The sequence below is a fragment of the Citrobacter sp. RHBSTW-00859 genome (assembly GCF_013729795.1).
Classification (GTDB): Bacteria; Pseudomonadota; Gammaproteobacteria; order Enterobacterales; family Enterobacteriaceae; genus Citrobacter; species Citrobacter braakii.
In genome coordinates this window covers 1,681,926-1,699,506 of record NZ_CP056284.1, presented here as the reverse complement: position 1 = coordinate 1,699,506, position 17,581 = coordinate 1,681,926, and the positions used below count along the sequence as shown (strand labels likewise).

Genomic DNA, 17,581 nt, shown 5'->3' with positions numbered 1-17,581 from the left:
GCGTACCGCCTTATCCGGCATTTTATTTACAGTGCGATATCCGCTACAGTTTTCTGCTCAGGCTGCGGTGGCGCCTGAGGTTTCAGCTGAGGTTTCGGCGCTTCATCAGCAGCCTGCGGCTTGTCATATTTCAGCCCCAGAACATCACTGGTGTATTGCAGCTCTTGTTCCGTAGCTTCAACGTTACCGTTCAGCTTGGTACCATAAGACGGAATAATGGTTTTCAGTTTCGCCTGCCATTCAGGGCTGGCCACTTTATCTTTAAACACTTTTTCCATCAGATGCAGCATAATCGGCGCCGCGGTTGATGCACCCGGAGAAGCGCCCAGCAGCGCGGCAATGGTGCCCTCTTTATCGCTGACGACTTCGGTACCCAGACGCAGCACACCGCCCTTCTCCGCATCACTTTTAATGATCTGCACACGCTGGCCCGCCTGCCATAAACGCCAGTCTTCTTTTTTCGCCTGCGGATAGTACTCTTGCAGCGCGGCAAAACGGTCGTCATCGCTGAGCATCACCTGGCTTACCAGATATTTCACCAGATCGAAGTTATCCAGACCCACGTTGACCATCGGCATAAAGTTCGAGGTGGTGGTCGAGCTGAGCAGATCCCACAATGAACCGTTTTTCAGGAATTTGGTGGAGAATGTCGCGAATGGCCCAAACAGCACGACGCGTTTGCCATCAAGGATACGGGTATCGATGTGCGGCACGGACATCGGCGGCGCGCCAACGGAGGCCTGGCCGTACACTTTCGCCAGGTGGCGATTCACCACGTCCGGATTATCCGCAACCAGGAACTGCCCGCCAACCGGGAATCCGGCATAACCTTTCGCTTCCGGAATGTCGGTTTCCTGCAACAGCTTCAGCGCAGCGCCACCGGCACCGATAAAGACAAACTTCGCCTTGATATCGTGTTCCGCTTCGTTATTTTTCAGATCGGCGACCGTGACGGTCCAGCTATTGTCGGCATTGCGTTTAAAGCCACGCACTTCGGTACTCAGCTGCAGCGCAAAGTTGGGCTTTTTCTGCAACGAGGCAATCAGCTGGCGCGTGATTTCGCCGTAGTTTACGTCAGTACCAATCTCGGTACGCGTTGCCGCGACTTTCTGCTTCGGATCGCGGCCTTCCATGACCAGCGGCGCCCACTCTTTAATCTGCGCGTGATCTTCGGAATAACGCATGCCACGGAATAACGTGCTCTGCTGCAGTGCGGTGTAACGGGCACGCAGGAAGTTCACGTTCTCGTCACCCCAGACAAAACTCATGTGCGGAACGGTGGTGATAAATGAGCGTGGTTCATGCATTACGCCATTATTGACCTGATAGGCCCAAAACTGGCGGGAGATCTGGAAGGCTTCGTTGATTTCGACTGCCTTTTCAATGCTGATGCTACCGTCGGCCTTTTTAGGCGTGTAGTTCAGCTCCATCAGTGCGGAGTGGCCTGTTCCGGCGTTATTCCAGCCGTTTGAGCTTTCCTGCGCTACACCATCCAGTCGCTCAACCATGGTCATTGACCATTGCGGTTCCAGCTCCTGTAAATAGGTTCCCAGCGTGGCGCTCATGATGCCGCCGCCAATCAACAGTACATCCGTTTCCTGCTCTTCCGCCGCTTTCGCTTTTGCCGCCATCGAGACAACATTCAGCCCAACGGCCATGGTGAAGAGCATGGCAGTCACTTTTTTCATAATGTTAATGCCTTACTTTTAGTATCGCTTTTTTGCTTTTAATGCAGGTGAAAATCGAGCGGTATCAACGGTAACACTTAAGTAAAAATATTTAAATATTGTTTATAAATTATATTTAATTTTTAAAAATGTTATTAATACGTTGATAGTTTATACGGTTATTGACAATCATTTCTGGAAACCGGTCCGTCAGACAGGTACTATGCTGCGCTTTGCTATTCACCGCACGGATGCCTGTCGGTCTGCTGTATCGGGCCATTTTTGACCTAAGAGTAATGATGTCTGCCACTCAACCCTCCTCTGTCGCAGTAGCGGAGCACGCGACGCGCGCAGTGCTGCGCCAACCCCGTTTACTGGTTCGCGAAACGCTGGCCGGTGTGGTAACCGCCCTGGCGCTGATCCCGGAAGTGATCTCTTTTTCCGTTATCGCCGGCGTCGATCCTAAAGTCAGCCTGATAGCCTCAGTCGTACTGTGCCTGGCAATGTCATTTTTAGGTGGCCGTCCGGCAATGGTTACCGCAGCGGCAGGATCGGTCGCGCTGGTGATTGGCCCGATGGTGCATCAACACGGCGTCCAGTACATCCTGCCTGCGGTGGTGCTGGCCGGGATTATTCAGATCCTGTTTGGCGTATTGGGGATGGCGCGTCTGATGCGATTCATTCCTACAGCCGTCATGACCGGTTTTGTGAACGCGCTGGGTATTTTGATTTTCTTTGCCCAGGTCCCGCATTTCTGGGGTAAAAGCCCGCTAATCTGGGGGCTGTTTGTCCTGACCCTGCTGATTGTGCTGTGGGTTCCGCGGTTTATTAAAGCGATCCCCGCGCCGCTTATCGCCATCGTGCTGCTGACGGTGTTCACTGTCACCAGCGGACAACTATTACCGACCGTCGGTGACGAAGGTTCAATGCGCGGCGGCCTGCCGGGATTCACGCAGTTATTGGTACCGCTCAACCTGCAAACGCTGGCGATTATCTGGCCCTGCGCGCTGAGCATCGCTTTTGTCGGGTTAATGGAGTCGCTGTTAACCGCCCGTCTGGTGGATGACCTGACGGTTACGCCGTCGAATAAGAATCGCGAGAGCGCCGGGCTGGGGATAGCCAATATTCTGGCCGGTTTTTATGGCGGCATCGCCGGGTGTGCGATGATTGGTCAAACCATCGTTAACGTCGAGATGGGCAAAGGACGCAGCCGCGTCTCGACGGTCGCCGCCGGGCTGGTGCTGTTGTTGCTGGTCACTGGGTTAAGCGAAGTAATGGCGAAAATCCCCATGTCGGTGCTGGCGGGAATTATGGTGATTGTGGCGGTGAAAACCTTCAGTTGGCACAGCATCCAGCCCGCTACGCTGCGGCAACTCCCCGTTACCGAAACGCTGGTGATGCTGATGACCGTCGCGGCGACGGTGTCAACCGGCAACCTGGCGCTTGGCGTGGTTGCCGGGGTGATGACGATGCTCATTCTGCCGCGTATCGTCAGAGGCAAACGTGCGGCTACATCAGAAACAGCGTTGCCAGACCGAGAAAAATAAAGAAACCACCGGTATCGGTGATTGCCGTAATCATGACGCTCGAGCCGACCGCCGGGTCGCGCCCGAGCTTCACCATCGTCATCGGAATAATAACGCCCATCAACGCCGCCATCAGCAAATTGAGCATCATCGCCAGGGTCATCACGCCGCCGAGCGCCATGTCATCGTACAGCCACCAGGTAATGCCGCCCATAATTCCGCCCCACACGAGGCCATTAATCAACGCCACGCCCATTTCGCGCAGGATCAAAAACGTCAGGTTTCCCGGCTGAATATTTTGTAGCGCCAGCGCGCGAACAATCATGGTGATGGTTTGATTCCCGGTGTTGCCGCCGATCCCCGCCACAATCGGCATCAGCGAGGCCAGCGCGACCAGTTGCGAAATTGTATGTTCAAAGCCGTCGATCACTCGCGAAGCAATAAAGGCGGTACAAAGGTTAACGGCCAACCACGCCCAGCGGGTTTTTACCGCTTTCGTGACGGGGGCAAACACATCCTCTCCGGCGCTTAAGCCGCCCATTCGACGCAGATCGGTATCGGTTTCTTCATAGACCACATCGACGATCTCATCGATGGTTAAACGGCCCATCAGTTTACCTGAAGAGTCAACGACCGCGGCACTGACCAGGTCGTCACGTTCAAAGGTTCGCGCGGCGTGTTCGGCGATATCTTCCGGAGAAAAGGTGAGCGGATCATCTTCCATCACCTCGCTGACTTTTCGCTGCACATCATTGAGCAGAATACAGGTGAGCGTCAGTTCCCCGACCAGCACTTTATTGCGGTCGGTCACGAAGAGTTTATCGGTGTTCTCCGGCATTTTTCCCAGCCGCCGCAGGTAGCGTTGCACCACTTCCAGCGTCACGTCCGGACGCACGGTGATAACTTCGAACTCCATAATCGCACCGACGCGATTCTTCTCGTAGTGCAGCACCTGGCGGACGCGCGCCCGCTCCTCGGCCGGTAACGTCGCCAACAGTCGACCCGTGAGGTTACGAGGGAGGTGCTGAACCAGATAAATCTGTTCGTCGATATCAAGGTATTGCAACGCATCCAGCAGCTCACGGTCGCTCATCTCATCGATCAGGTCGTCCCAGACGTTTTCAGACGCCTCAAGCAGGACGTTACCGCGCTTTTCACTTTCGACCAGTCGCCACAGGGCGTGACGCTCTTCAGAAGGTAATGCTTCAAGGGTATCCGCCAAATCGGGCGGCGGCAGGTGGGCGACCAGCGCCCCTACCTCAGCAATATCGTCGGCTAACGTGCCGACGTCATATTGCTCAGCCAGGGTAAGCTTGCCCAATAGCGTTGAAACAACGGCTTTATCAGTGGTCAGCAGCCAGATAAGACGCGCACGCTCTTCATCACGCAGTCTGGCGCTGTTTTTGTTTGTTACAGGCATTAATCATAAATCCATGATATGAAATATCATTAATCATGATGCCGATTTATGTAAATAACAATAAACAGTGCCGCCGGGTGGATAAAAAACCGGCGGCATGTGGGATCATGCGGTGCGAGCCACCGCGTCACGCGAGGCGGCATCACGCTCATCGCCCAGCAGTTCACTCAACTGTCCGTTACGCATTTCCAGCAGACGATCGGCGTGAATAAAATAGTGATCGTCATGGCTAATGGCGAAGATAGTTTTACCCATTTCTTGCATCAGCGGTAACAGGACCTGATAGAACTCACGACGGAAATGGGGATCCTGATCGGCAGCCCATTCATCCAGCAGAATGATGTCGCGCTCCTCCGCCAGAGCCAGCAGCAGCGCCACGCGTTTCTTCTGCCCTTTCGACAGCTTCAGATTGAGGATGCGACCATCATTCATCTCCAGCTTGTGACCCATCTTCAGATGTTCCAGCCACTTCGCTACCAGCTGCGGATTGGCTTCTTTACCTTCCGGCCCCAGCAGTTTGTCGAACAGCCAGACGTCGGTAAACACGGCGGAAAACAGCTTGCGATAATCTTCCGGCTTTTCAACAGCCACGGCCTTACCATCAAGCAAAATTTCACCTGACTGCGGCTGGTATAGCCCAGTCAGTAACATCGCCAGCGTAGATTTCCCGCTGCCGTTGCCGCCAATCAGGAAGATCAGTTCACCGCGATGAATCGTCAGATTTACCGGCCCTACGGAAAAGGCATTATCCTGATAGTGGAAAACCACGTTACGCAGTTCCAGCGTTTGCCAGTTTGGAAAAGCGGTTGGGCGCGGGAATTCGGCCTTAAAAGGTGCCAGTGCGAATTTATTCAGCTTGTTGAAAGCCACCTGCGCAGTGAGCAGGGTTGGTAGCGCGCCAACGGCAGAGAGCAGCGGTGTACGCAGGAATAACAGCGTCAGTGAGTAAGTCGCCGCCACGGCGGTATCCGCCCAGCCCAGACTATTGGCCATCCAGAACACCAGGCCAATGGCGCCCAGCATCATAATGTTTGACCAGTTGACCGCGCTCAGGTGGAAGGTATCGGCGCGAATAATATGGTGACGGTACTCTTTGGCATCCGGGACGTACATCTGATTAAAGATATGCTCGGCGCGCTCGCGGTTGAGCGTCAGCTCTTTGCGCCCTTCCAGCACCGTCTGATAATCGTTGTACAACTTGTCTTCTGTTTCGCGCAGGGTAGCCATGTGCTTATACACCCGCGCCACCAGCACAAATCCCCCCCAGATGGTGATTGCCATCCAGATAGCCGTCACCAGCAGCATTTTGGTCGACAGCATCGCCAGATACGCCGCCGATCCGATGGTCAGGATAATCCCCTGCACCAGCTCAGGCAGACGAACAAAGGCGATGGTGATGTTGCGAATATCGCTGGTTAAACCGGCCAGCAACGAGGCGCTGCCAAGCTGTTCAATACGCTCGACGTGGGTATCCAGAATACGTTTGATAAATTCGCTACGCAGACGGTAGACAAAGTGGTGGCCGAGCGTGGTCAACGCCAGCTGAGAGCCGAGAGTGACAACCATCAATAGCAGCAACAGGCCAAGAAACTCCGGCAGCACCATCAACGTGGTGTCGACCGTTTCAATCAGACGCTGGTTGATAAACGCAATCAGCCCAATCCCCAACGCTGCGCTGGCGAGGCTGAGCGCCATGACGCTGATAAATGGCCAGCGATACTGCCGCCAGACAAGAAGTAAAAGTTCCATGCGAACAACCCGGACAAGTAATAACAGCCCGCAGTTTAAACATCTCTTCGCTGACAGCAAAAATAATTCTTATTTTTATTCTTTTTTACCCGCCTGACGAAACGTCAGATTGTAGCGACAGTCTCCGGTCAACGGATGATACCCCGTCTTAAGCGGCTGGATCCCATGATAAAACAGCCGCGAAGTACCGCCCCACACCACCACATCGCCATGTTCCAGCAACAAACGCTTTAAGGGGTCATTACGGCGCAAGCCGCCAAATTGAAAGATGGCCGGCAATCCTAGCGACACCGAGACAATCGGCGCCCGCAGGTCGGGTTCGTCTTTATCCTGATGTAAGGACAGTTTTGCCCCTGGCGTGTAGCGGTTAATCAGACAGGCATCGGGTTGAAAATCAGCATAGCCCGCCGCCGTCGCTGCCTGTTGGCACAGGTCAGCGAATGCATCCGGCAGCGGCGGCCAGTGCGCGCCGGTTAGCGGATCAAAAGGAGAATAAAGGTAACCATGTTGATCCGTCGTCCAACCCAGACGACCGCAGTTGGTCATTGCCACCGACATCGTGTAGCCGCCGGGCGTCACCATCTGGCGAAACGGCGACTGTCTGGCGATAGCGGCTATCGCCTGCAGCAGAGACGGTGCGCAGTCAAAAGCGAAGCGTCGCAGAATAACCGCGCCTGACGCCAGCGGCTCCTGCCAGGGTTTCGCATCCGCAAAGAGATCGAGCATTATGTTTCCTCGCCAGTCGTTTCACGTTGCAGTAACTGTGCTTTGCGCGCAATGCCCCACCGGTAGCCCGAAAGCGCGCCATCGCCGCGGATCACCCGGTGACACGGGATGACGATTGCCAGTTTATTCGCCCCACAGGCGCTGGCCACCGCACGCACCGCCTTCGGTTTGCCGATGGCGCTGGCCAGTTGCTGGTAGCTCATCGTTTCGCCGCACGGAATTGCGCGCAACGCCTGCCACACCTGCTGCTGAAATGCGGTTCCCCGGATATCCAGCGGCAGCGATAACGGCGCGTCACGCGCATTGATTGCGGCGATCACTTCGCGCACGCGCTGCTGAAAATCGGCATCTGCTGGCACATCCTGAGCGGCGGGAAACAGCTCATGCAGATCCGCAACCAACGTAGCGTCATCATCACCTAGTAAGATCGCGCAGATACCACGTTCGCTTTCCGCCACCAGACAGCGACCCAGAGTGCAATCTGCCAGGGTATAGCGTACAGAAACGTTGTCACCACCTTTACGAAATTGCTTTGCGGTCATGCCTAACGTCTGATCCGCTTTTCGGTAGTAGCTGCTGCTGTCGGGAAATCCGGCGTTGAGAATTGCCTGCGTTACCGGAACGCCTTTCGCCAGCGCATCGCGCAGACGACGGGCGCGCCAGGACTGCTGCCACGCTTTGGGGGTCATGCCCGTTGTGGCTTTGAACAGGCGATGTAAGTGATACGGGCTCATCGCCACCTGCTGCGCCAGCTCGTCCAGCGTGAGGGGAGATTCCTGCTCCAGCAACTGGCAGGCGTGGGCTATTTTCTCCAGCCGATGCTGGTGGGCGCTGTCTTTATCCGGCTGACAACGTTTACAGGGACGAAAACCGGCGGCCAGCGCCTGCCGGGCATCGGCAAAGAAAGTGACATTTTTGCGCAGCGCATGTTTCGCCCGACAGGACGGACGGCAGAAAATGCCGGTAGTCTGGACGGCGAAAACAAACTGACCGTCAGCGTCAGCGTCACGATCCACAACGGACTGCCAGCGGTCATCATCAGTTATGTGTAAACGATTTTTCATTATGGACTCCTTTGTTAAGCATAGCGCTTAGCCTCAGTGTGTCCCCATAGCCGGATACAAAAACCCGCAATCTTGCTTATTAATTTTTTTCGCTGAGCAGGAAGCTTTTAAACTGCGGCGACATCCAGGTTTTAAACCCCTCGCCCTCTTTTATAATCATATAGACCGCGAGTCCTTCACGACGCACCACCTCTTTGGCCTTTTCCGGGCCGAGAACCATCAATCCGGTATCCCAGCCGTCAGCCTCCAGCGCCGTTGGTGCGATTACCGTTACAGATACCAGGTTGTGTTCAATCGGACGACCGGTTTGCGGATCAATAACATGGGAAAGGCGCTTACCATCCAGCTCATAATAGTTACGGTAGCTGCCGGAGGTGCTAATGCCATGCCCGTTAATGTCGACAATCGCCTGCACCGCGTTTTCGCGATCGGTCGGTTTCTGAATCGCGACTCGCCACGAAAGCCCGTCTGCATTCATACCGCGGCTGTTCAATGCACCACCAACAGATACCAGATAACGGGCGATCCCTTCCTGCTCCATTAATCGTGCCAGATGATCGGCGGCATAACCTTCGCCAACGGTCGAGAGATCCACGTACAGCTCGGGCAAATCTTTTTGCAGGTAGTTCCGATGCGCCTCATTAACAACCTTCAGATGTGAAAGCCCGGTTTGCGCTTTTGCGGCGTCAATTTGCGCCTGCGTAGGAATATGCACCGGTTGCTGATCCGGGCCAAAGCCCCACAGATTGACCAACGGACCCACGGTAATATCCATGGCCCCACCGGTTTTTGCGCCAATGCGTAGCGCCGAAGTCACGATATCGGCCATAGCATCATTAACCGGCCATGGCGACAGGCTTTTCGACAGGTTGAAGCGCATTAACGCAGAATCATTTTTATAGGTAGAGAGAAGCTGATCGTCGGCATCCAGCTGAGCCTGGATCTTCGCCTGCAGTTCCCCGGCGCGTTTGGCATCTACGCCCACCGCACTGACCCGCCAGAAAGTGCCCATGGTTTTACCTTCCAGAACGGTGGCAGGTTGTGTGGTCTGGGCAGGTTTCGGGACTTCATCGCACCCGACAAAAAAGATCGTCACAGCCAGTAGTGCTGCGCGATAGAAATTCACTTCCATACGTAATTATCCTCATGCGAACGGGCGCAAGAGTACACCAAAAATCGTTGTTTGTACGACGAAAAAACGGCATTAAAAAAGGCCCCGCAGGGCCTTTTAACGACATGAGCGCAGATTAGAACTGGTAAACCAGACCCAGCGCTACGATATCATCGGTAGCAATACCTGCTGCCTGGGTAAACGCATTGTCATCCAGCAGGTTGATTTTGTAATCAACATAGGTAGACATGTTTTTGTTGAAGTAGTAAGTCGCGCCAACATCAACATATTTCACGATATCCTGGTCACCGTAGTTGGTGAAGCCATTGCTGATGTCTTTGCCTTTTGACTGCAGGTAAGCCACGGAAGGACGCAGACCGAAATCGAACTGGTACTGTGCCACAACTTCAAAGTTCTGTGCTTTATCTGCGAAGCCATATGCAGCAGTCCGGTTGCTACCGTTAGAGGTACCGAAACGGGTTGCGTTATAGGACTGGGAGTACTGTGCAGCCAGGTAAACGTTGTTAGCGTCGTATTTCAGACCACCGGTATAAACCGTTGCACGGTCACCGTTACCGTACACGCCAAGAGCATTCTGATCAGCGGTACGTTTAGAGGTAGTGATCGCACCACCGATACCAAAGCCAGAGCCGAGATCGTAAGTCAGAGAGCCGCCGTAACCATCGCCATTCTGGGTCAGCAGGCTACGACCACCTTCGTTTTCACCGCTTACGCTGCCGTTTTTACCCTGGTACTGCAGGGCAAAGTTCAGACCATCAACCAGGCCAAAGAAATCTGTATTACGGTAGGTCGCATAACCGTTACCACGCTGCTGCATGAAGTTGTCCGCACCGTAGGTGTCACCGCCGAATTCTGGCAGGACGTCGGTCCAGGACGTTACATCATAAGTTACACCGTAGTTACGACCGTAGTCGAAAGAACCTGCATCAGCGAATTTCAGGCCTGCGAATGCCACACGCGTCCAGGCGTCGTTGCTGGATTCACTCTGGTTGCCTTGAATCTGGTATTCCCACTGGCCGTAACCGGTCAGTTGGTCGTTAACCTGGGTTTCGCCTTTGAAGCCGATACGCATGTAAGTCTTATCACCATCATCACCTTTGTTATCGGAGAAATAGTGCAGACCGTCGACTTTGCCGTACAGGTCTAATTTGTTGCCGTCTTTGTTATAAATTTCAGCCGCATTTGCTGCGCCTGCTACCAGCAGTGCTGGTACCAGGAGGGACAGTACTTTAACTTTCATGTTATTAACCCTCTGTTATATGCCTTTATTGCTTTTTTATGCCACTGCATACTGATTAAGGTCATTAACCAGTCGGCAACTTCATTCTCCGCAAAAACACAGAATAATCCAACACGAATATGATACTAAAACTTTTAAGGTGTTTCATTTATCGACATAGATGTTTCAAAATATTAATAAGGGGGAACTTTTTTAAAATCAAAAAACAGGCAAAATAAGCACAAATAATCAAGAACTGTTTTAATTAAATTTAAAATCAATAAGTTACATTGAAAATAGTTATAGCACTGAATGACAAAACAAAATCTTCACTCGCAACTAAAATAGACTCGCTATCATCATTAACTTTATTTATTACCGTCATTCATTCATGAATGTCTGTTTACCCCTATTTCAACCGAATGCTTCGCGTTCGGTTTTTTTTTACCCTTCTTTACACAAAACTTACCGTTCTGTGCTACCGATGCAAAACTATAACAACTATTAACTATCTCATTGCGTCGTATTCAGATATAAATCTGATTAATAATTTCTTGTTATTTAATGCTAAATGTATACATTCCGTACAAATATTTGTACCCGCCTTTATCCACTGTACACCTTTGCATTGTCATAGCTGCAACAGAATGGAGCGTAAAAAATGCGGGCCATCCGGCGTGGTGTAAGTGTGGCAATTCATATATTACCCTTTATACTGCCCCATCATCTTTCGCGTCGTTTAACAGGTCATAAACACGAATGAGTCAGTCTGACACAACGGCTTCTACCCGATTCTCCCTGCTACCGGGAAGTATTACCCGTTTCTTCTTATTACTGATCGTTGTGCTGTTGGTGATGATGGGCGTTATGGTCCAGAGCGCCGTCAACACCTGGTTAAAGGATAAGAGCTATCAGATTGTCGATATCACCCATGCCATTCATAAAAGGGTCGATACCTGGCGATACGTGACCTGGCAAATCTATGACAATATTGCCGCCACGGCCAGTTCACCTGGTGCCGAAGGACTGCAGGAAACGCGTCTGAAACAAGACGTCTATTATCTTGAGAAACCGCGCAGAAAGACCGAGGCGCTGATTTTCGGTTCCCATGACAGTTCTACGCTGGAGATGACCCAACGCATCTCAACCTATCTTGATACGCTGTGGGGCGCGGAAAATGTTCCGTGGTCTATGTATTACCTGAATGGTCAGGACAATAGCCTGATCCTTATCTCAACGTTGCCGCTAAAAGATCTGACTTCCGGTTTTAAAGAGTCGGCGATTGGTAATATTGTCGATTCACGGCGAGCGGAAATGTTACAACAGGCCAATGCGCTGGATGAACGTGAAAGCTTCTCTTCACTGCGCCGTCTGGCGTGGCAGAACGGGCATTACTTCACGCTACGCACGACCTTTAATCAGCCTGGACATCTGGCAACCGTTGTCGCCTTTGATCTGCCGATTAATGACTTGATCCCACCCGGTATGCCGCTGGACAGCTTCCATCTGGTTCCAGATGCCACGTCAACAACCGAGCATCTGAATGAAAAAGAGTCGCCTGACAGCGTCAGCATTAATTTCAACAACAGTAAAATTGAGATCTCTTCGGCGCTAAACTCAACGGATATGCGGCTGGTGTGGCAGGTTCCGTTTGGCTCATTGCTGCTCGACACCTTACAAAGCATTCTGCTGCCGCTGTTACTCAACATTGCTTTGTTGGCCCTGGCGCTGTTTGGCTATACCACCTTTCGCCACCTTCCTGCCCGTTCCACCGAAGTGGCACCAAACCTTGCGGCAAATAATGAACTGCGTGTTCTGCGCGCCATCAATGAAGAGATTGTGTCTCTGCTGCCTCTGGGCTTGCTGGTGCACGATCAAGAAGCAAACCGCACGGTTATCAGCAATAAAATTGCCGACCACCTGTTACCGCATTTAAATTTGCAAAACATTACCAGTATGGCGGAGCAGCATCAGGGGGTGATTCAGGCCACCATCAATAATGAGCTGTATGAGATCCGGCTGTTCCGCAGCCAGATCTCATCGAGAACACAGATCTTTATTATTCGTGACCAGGACCGCGAAGTGCTGGTTAATAAGAAGCTGAAGCAAGCGCAGCGACTGTATGAGAAAAACCAGCAGGCCCGGGCGGCCTTTATGCAGAATATCGGCAGCGCACTGAAAGACCCGGCTAAAACACTTGCCGCTAATGCTGCCGCACTGAATAGCCCGGACAGCCAGAAACTGGCCAATCAGGCAGACGTTCTGGTGCGTATGGTAGATGAAATCCAGTTGGCCAACCTGCTGGAAAGCGACGCCTGGAAAAGTGAATCGACGCTGTTTTCCGTGCAGTCGTTAATTGATGACGTGGTTCCGGAGGTTCTGCCAGCCATTAAACGTAAAGGGCTGCAGCTACTGATTAAAAATCACCTTAGCGCCCATGATGAACGCCGCGGCGACCGCGATGCCCTGCGCCGTATTTTGCTGTTGCTGATCCAATATGCGGTAACCACCACGCAAATTGGCAAAATCACGCTGGAAGTCGACCAGGATGAGTCGGAGACTGAACGCCTGACCTTCCGCATTCTGGATACCGGGCAAGGTGTCACGTTGAATGAAGTTGATAACCTGCACTTCCCGTTCATCAATGACACCCAGGGCGATCGGTATAGCAAGGCCAACCCGCTGACGTTCTGGTTATGCGATCAGCTCGCCCGCAAGCTAGGTGGACACCTGAACATTAAAGCGCGGGAAGAACTTGGAACACGTTATATAGTCCATGTTAAAATGCCGCTGCACGATCAACATGCTGAAAGTGAAGAGCGTTTGTTAGATGACGTCTGCATAATGGTTGATGTCACCTCTAATGACGTACGCAGCATCGTATTACGCCAACTGGAGAACTGGGGAGCAACCTGCATCACGCCTGATGAGCGGTTGAATAGTCAAGAATATGATCTCTTTTTAACAGATAATCCGTCTAATCTTACTGCCTCAGGCCTTCTTTTAAGCGATGATGAGTCTGGCGTGCGGAAAATTGGCCCTGGTCAGCTGCGCGTCAACTTTAATATGAGCAATGCTATGCAGGAAGCTGTCCTCGAGCTGATAGAAGAGCAGCTGGCACAAGAAGAGATCCAGGAACTCCCCCTCGGCGGAGATGAAAACGCCGAACTTCATGCCAGTGGTTACTATGCACTCTTTGTAGACACAGTACCGGATGATGTTAAGAGGTTGTATACTGAGGCAGCAACCAGCGATTTCGCTGCGTTAGCCCAAACGGCCCATCGCCTGAAAGGCGTGTTTGCCATGCTTAATCTGGTACCCGGCAAGCAGTTATGTGAAGCGCTGGAACATCTTATTCAAGAGAAAGATGCTCCAGGTATAGAAAAATACATCAGCGACATTGACGATTACGTCAAGAGCTTGCTGTAGCAAGGTAGCCCAATACATGAACACTATGAACGTAATTATTGCCGATGACCACCCGATTGTACTGTTCGGTATTCGTAAATCACTTGAGCAAATCGAGTGGGTAAACGTTGTCGGCGAATTTGAAGACTCCACTGCACTGATCAACAATTTGCCTAAGTTAGATGCTCATGTGTTGATTACCGACCTCTCCATGCCAGGAGATAAATACGGTGACGGGATCACGTTAATTAAGTATATCAAGCGCCATTTCCCGAGCCTGTCGATTATTGTTCTCACCATGAACAACAACCCGGCAATCCTGAGCGCGGTACTGGATCTCGATATTGAAGGAATTGTCCTGAAGCAAGGCGCGCCAACAGATCTGCCGAAAGCGCTTGCCGCGCTGCAGAAGGGTAAGAAATTCACCCCGGAAAGCGTTTCTCGTCTGCTGGAAAAAATCAGCGCCAGCGGTTACGGCGACAAACGTCTGTCACCGAAAGAGAGCGAAGTTCTGCGCCTGTTTGCCGAAGGTTTCCTGGTTACTGAAATCGCGAAAAAACTCAACCGCAGTATTAAAACCATCAGCAGCCAGAAAAAGTCGGCAATGATGAAACTCGGTGTGGAAAACGATATCGCCCTGTTGAATTACCTTTCTTCCGTCACGCTGAGTCCGTCAGACAAAGAGTAATTCTTTTAACATCGACGTGCCTGATGGCACGGCGTTTATCAGGCCTACGAATGACACGATATTGTGCGTGTTACGTAGGCCGGATAAGGCAAACGTCCCCATCCGGCCTCTTTTATTCCCGCGCCTTTCTCACTCTTTCCGCATAGACCGTCAGCGTCTGCTTCAATACATCTAACGTCACCGGCTTAGACAGACAGCTATCCATACCTGACTCCAGACAACGCTGCTTCTCTTCAGCCAGCGCGTTAGCCGTCACGCCGACAACCGGCAGGGTTAATCCTAACTGGCGAATACGCTGGGTCAGACGATAACCATCCATGTTCGGCATGTTAACGTCGCTCAGCACGATGTCGATATGGTTTTTACTCAGTACATTGAGTGCGTCCACGCCGTCATTCGCGGTTTTACACTGATACCCCAACGATCCCAACTGATCGGCCAGTAAACGCCTGTTGATAGGATGATCGTCGACCACCAGAATCATCATGTCATCGTTAGTTGCAGCAACTTTATCCGGGGCTGGCAACGCCGTTGAAAGCTCTTCACTGCTCAGCTCAAGGCTGTAGATATGCGCCAACAGCGCGGGCAATTCGTGAGGCGATGCCACGCTGTGCACCCACTCCCCAGGCCCCCTTTCCAGCGGAATACCGATATGACGACGGCAGAAAATCACCGCGGCACGTCCCTGCCACGCCTGGTCCAGCACATCGTCGGCAATCAGCAGGTCATCCGCATCCGGTTGCTGTCCCTCATAGCACTGCACCGTCATCCCGTTACGCGCCAGACTGGATTCAATAAACTGGTACAGCGACGCGTTACGCACCGCCAGCCAGCAACGTTTACCGACAAGCCCTTCGATACCTTTTTTCAGCGGGTACTGCGCGCCATAAAGCGGAATACGCAGCATAAACTGGCTACCCATTCCCGGTTCAGAATCGACGGAAATATCCCCATCCATCATGCTGATCAGTTTTTCACAGATAGCCAAACCAAGCCCGGTACCCTGGAAATTACGCTGTACGCCGGTTCCCACCTGGAAGAAAGGATCGAACAAGCGGACGACCTCTTTGGCAGGGATCCCAACCCCGGTATCACGCACGCGAATACTGAGATAGTCTTCGTTGCACTGCACGTGCAGCACAATGCAGCCGGTATCGGTAAACTTGATAGCATTACTCAGCAGATTGGAAATCACCTGCTGCAAACGCATCGGATCACCATTGAGCGCCACCGGTACATTCGGGTCGATAAAGCAGTACAACCCCAGCTGTTTGCGAACCACCAGCGGCAGATAGTTAGCCGTAATATGATTCATTACTTCACGCGGTGAAAACTCGCGCGGTTCAATCTTCAGCTGTTCAGATTCAATTTTCGAGAAATCGAGAATATCGCTGATAATTTTCAACAGCAGGCTGGAAGAGTTGTTCATCGCCGTCACCAGGCGATCCACTCCGTTGGGTAACTCTTTGGTTTGCAACAAATCAAGGTTACCGATAATGCCATACAGCGGCGTACGCAGCTCGTGGCTTACCGTCGCAAGGAACATCGATTTGGACTGGCTCGCCTGCTCCGCCGCCTGCGCCATCTCCTGCAACGACTCTTCCATTTTAACGCGCGCGCTGATGTCAACCAGCACACAAATTGCCACGTTTTCATTACGATAGCGCGAGTGCACAAAGCTGATTTGCAGATTGGTATTGTTGCTGGTCAGCACATCAACAAAATTGACCTGCTGGCCGCAGATAATTTGCGTTAACCGTTGCCGGTCTTCATGCGTTAGCATGTTGAGATAGGTGTGCGCCAGCTCATTACTCAGGATGTTAATGCCATCTATCGTACGCAGAATACAAATCCCAACCGGCGCAGAAGCCACGATTTTACGGTTAAACTGCTCGTGCTCTTCCAGACGCTGGGCATCGCTTTCCGCAGGAATAAAAATGCGCCGCTCATACATGCGCGTGAGCATAAATAACGCCGCGCCAACCAACACATTCAGCAGAATAGCGTTCAGGATCATCATGCGGATCCGCTCCAGCACCAGATCGACCGGTACTGAATAAACAATGCTTAGCGATGACGGGGGCAGGTTTTTCTTCAGCACCAGTTCGTGAAAACCCGACGTATAGCCAAACCAGGAGCGCTCCTGCATCCAGCGAGGTTCAGCCTTAATATTCCCCTCGGGGCCGGTGAGCGAAATCAGCGCATGGCCATTTTCATCAAGGATGGTCACTCCCATCGGCAAACTGCCCGGCGTGAAAAAGTTCTCCATGCGGATAGGCTGTTCCACACCCAACAGCGCCTGCAGGCGATTAGCGAGATAAACCGGCGTCAGCGCATAGAAATAGCCTATCCCCGGCCGCGGCCCCTGGCTAATCCAGAACAGGTTATTACCGTTTTCGTCCTGCGGCGCATTGCGATACTTAATAATGCGCTCATGCAGCGCCTTCAACGCCCCGTCACGTTCGACAGGCATATCACGCAGACCGAAATTGGCCATGCAAAGGTTGTCGCTGCCGATCAGGAACACACGATTCAAATCATAGGCCGCGGAAAAGTTATCCCGCCAGTAGCGCATAAACCACGCCAGCGATTCCAGCGAACCTCGCCAGGCGTTGCCCATCACCGAGCAGTCGGAGTCGGCAAACAGCGGCTCGAAGTTTGGCACGGCGGTTTTATCATCTCGCGCGCGCAACGACATCACACCGTTTTCCGCCGTTAAGCGATTCTCCGCGATATATTTCAGCTCTTTAATCACATCAGAGGTGCGCTGAATGTAACGTTGGGCCTGATCGGAACTGAGGTTAAGCTCCTGGTGAATCTCGGACTCTCTCTGGTGCAGCGCATTCACGATGTAGAAAACGGAGGCAAATGCGATTAGCCCCCAGATCAGGAGCGCCAACGCCCTGAACAGATAGCGTGAGACTTTTAGCGTTGAATGAACGGAAGCAAGGTATTTCAAAGGGGCGAAGCTCCGCCTCAGGG

General features: G+C 52.3%; 11 protein-coding genes. 3 read left to right on the top strand and 8 right to left on the bottom strand.

Features of this window, described 5'->3' with window-relative positions:
- Positions 1 to 26: 26 nt before the first annotated feature.
- Complete coding sequence (gene mqo / locus HV302_RS08390; RefSeq protein ID WP_181627190.1) at positions 27 to 1,688, bottom strand: malate dehydrogenase (quinone); 1,662 nt, start codon at positions 1,686 to 1,688, stop codon at positions 27 to 29.
- Positions 1,689 to 1,966: 278 nt separating this feature from the next.
- On the opposite strand from mqo, the gene HV302_RS08385 reads away from it, so the two are divergent.
- Positions 1,967 to 3,214, top strand: coding sequence for a SulP family inorganic anion transporter (locus HV302_RS08385; RefSeq protein WP_181627450.1), 1,248 nt, complete (start codon positions 1,967 to 1,969; stop codon positions 3,212 to 3,214).
- Here HV302_RS08385 and mgtE read toward each other — a convergent pair.
- The 6 genes from mgtE to HV302_RS08355 form a co-directional block, all read right to left on the bottom strand.
- Positions 3,177 to 4,613, bottom strand: a complete 1,437-nt coding sequence (mgtE, locus tag HV302_RS08380) for a magnesium transporter (protein WP_016153782.1) — start codon at positions 4,611 to 4,613, stop codon at positions 3,177 to 3,179. The genes HV302_RS08385 and mgtE overlap by 38 nt on opposite strands.
- A gap of 105 nt (positions 4,614 to 4,718) precedes the next feature.
- Positions 4,719 to 6,362, bottom strand: coding sequence for a multidrug ABC transporter permease/ATP-binding protein (locus HV302_RS08375; RefSeq protein ID WP_016157011.1), 1,644 nt, complete (start codon positions 6,360 to 6,362; stop codon positions 4,719 to 4,721).
- A 75-nt stretch (positions 6,363 to 6,437) separates the two neighbouring features.
- Positions 6,438 to 7,088: a DNA oxidative demethylase AlkB gene (alkB, locus tag HV302_RS08370; RefSeq protein ID WP_016153784.1), complete on the bottom strand. Its 651-nt coding sequence runs from the start codon at positions 7,086 to 7,088 to the stop codon at positions 6,438 to 6,440.
- Positions 7,088 to 8,152: a bifunctional DNA-binding transcriptional regulator/O6-methylguanine-DNA methyltransferase Ada gene (gene ada, locus HV302_RS08365; RefSeq protein WP_181627189.1), complete on the bottom strand. Its 1,065-nt coding sequence runs from the start codon at positions 8,150 to 8,152 to the stop codon at positions 7,088 to 7,090. Before ada ends, alkB begins: the two co-directional genes overlap by 1 nt.
- A gap of 79 nt (positions 8,153 to 8,231) precedes the next feature.
- Positions 8,232 to 9,284: an FAD:protein FMN transferase ApbE gene (gene apbE / locus HV302_RS08360; RefSeq protein ID WP_049268999.1), complete on the bottom strand. Its 1,053-nt coding sequence runs from the start codon at positions 9,282 to 9,284 to the stop codon at positions 8,232 to 8,234.
- 115 nt (positions 9,285 to 9,399) lie between these two features.
- A complete protein-coding gene (locus tag HV302_RS08355; RefSeq protein ID WP_016157015.1) occupies positions 9,400 to 10,524 on the bottom strand; it encodes a porin OmpC in 1,125 nt (374 codons plus the stop codon).
- Between the two features lie 738 nt (positions 10,525 to 11,262).
- Here HV302_RS08355 and rcsD point away from each other — a divergent pair.
- Positions 11,263 to 13,932 (top strand): phosphotransferase RcsD, encoded by a 2,670-nt coding sequence (rcsD, locus tag HV302_RS08350; RefSeq protein WP_181627188.1) that lies wholly within the window; start codon positions 11,263 to 11,265, stop codon positions 13,930 to 13,932.
- Between the two features lie 16 nt (positions 13,933 to 13,948).
- On the top strand, positions 13,949 to 14,599 hold the full coding sequence (gene rcsB, locus HV302_RS08345) for a response regulator transcription factor RcsB (RefSeq protein WP_003027592.1): 651 nt from the start codon (positions 13,949 to 13,951) through the stop codon (positions 14,597 to 14,599).
- Between the two features lie 112 nt (positions 14,600 to 14,711).
- Here rcsB and rcsC read toward each other — a convergent pair whose 3' ends face one another.
- Positions 14,712 to 17,558, bottom strand: a complete 2,847-nt coding sequence (gene rcsC / locus HV302_RS08340) for a two-component system sensor histidine kinase RcsC (protein ID WP_053389233.1) — start codon at positions 17,556 to 17,558, stop codon at positions 14,712 to 14,714.
- Positions 17,559 to 17,581: the final 23 nt, after the last annotated feature.

Coding starts and splice junctions, on each gene's coding strand:
- mqo (WP_181627190.1), bottom strand. CDS start 1,688: ATGAAAAAAGTGACTGCCATGCTCTTCACCATGGCCGTTGGGCTGAAT.
- HV302_RS08385 (WP_181627450.1), top strand. CDS start 1,967: ATGTCTGCCACTCAACCCTCCTCTGTCGCAGTAGCGGAGCACGCGACG.
- mgtE (WP_016153782.1), bottom strand. CDS start 4,613: ATGCCTGTAACAAACAAAAACAGCGCCAGACTGCGTGATGAAGAGCGT.
- HV302_RS08375 (WP_016157011.1), bottom strand. CDS start 6,362: ATGGAACTTTTACTTCTTGTCTGGCGGCAGTATCGCTGGCCATTTATC.
- alkB (WP_016153784.1), bottom strand. CDS start 7,088: ATGCTCGATCTCTTTGCGGATGCGAAACCCTGGCAGGAGCCGCTGGCG.
- ada (WP_181627189.1), bottom strand. CDS start 8,152: ATGAAAAATCGTTTACACATAACTGATGATGACCGCTGGCAGTCCGTT.
- apbE (WP_049268999.1), bottom strand. CDS start 9,284: ATGGAAGTGAATTTCTATCGCGCAGCACTACTGGCTGTGACGATCTTT.
- HV302_RS08355 (WP_016157015.1), bottom strand. CDS start 10,524: ATGAAAGTTAAAGTACTGTCCCTCCTGGTACCAGCACTGCTGGTAGCA.
- rcsD (WP_181627188.1), top strand. CDS start 11,263: ATGAGTCAGTCTGACACAACGGCTTCTACCCGATTCTCCCTGCTACCG.
- rcsB (WP_003027592.1), top strand. CDS start 13,949: ATGAACACTATGAACGTAATTATTGCCGATGACCACCCGATTGTACTG.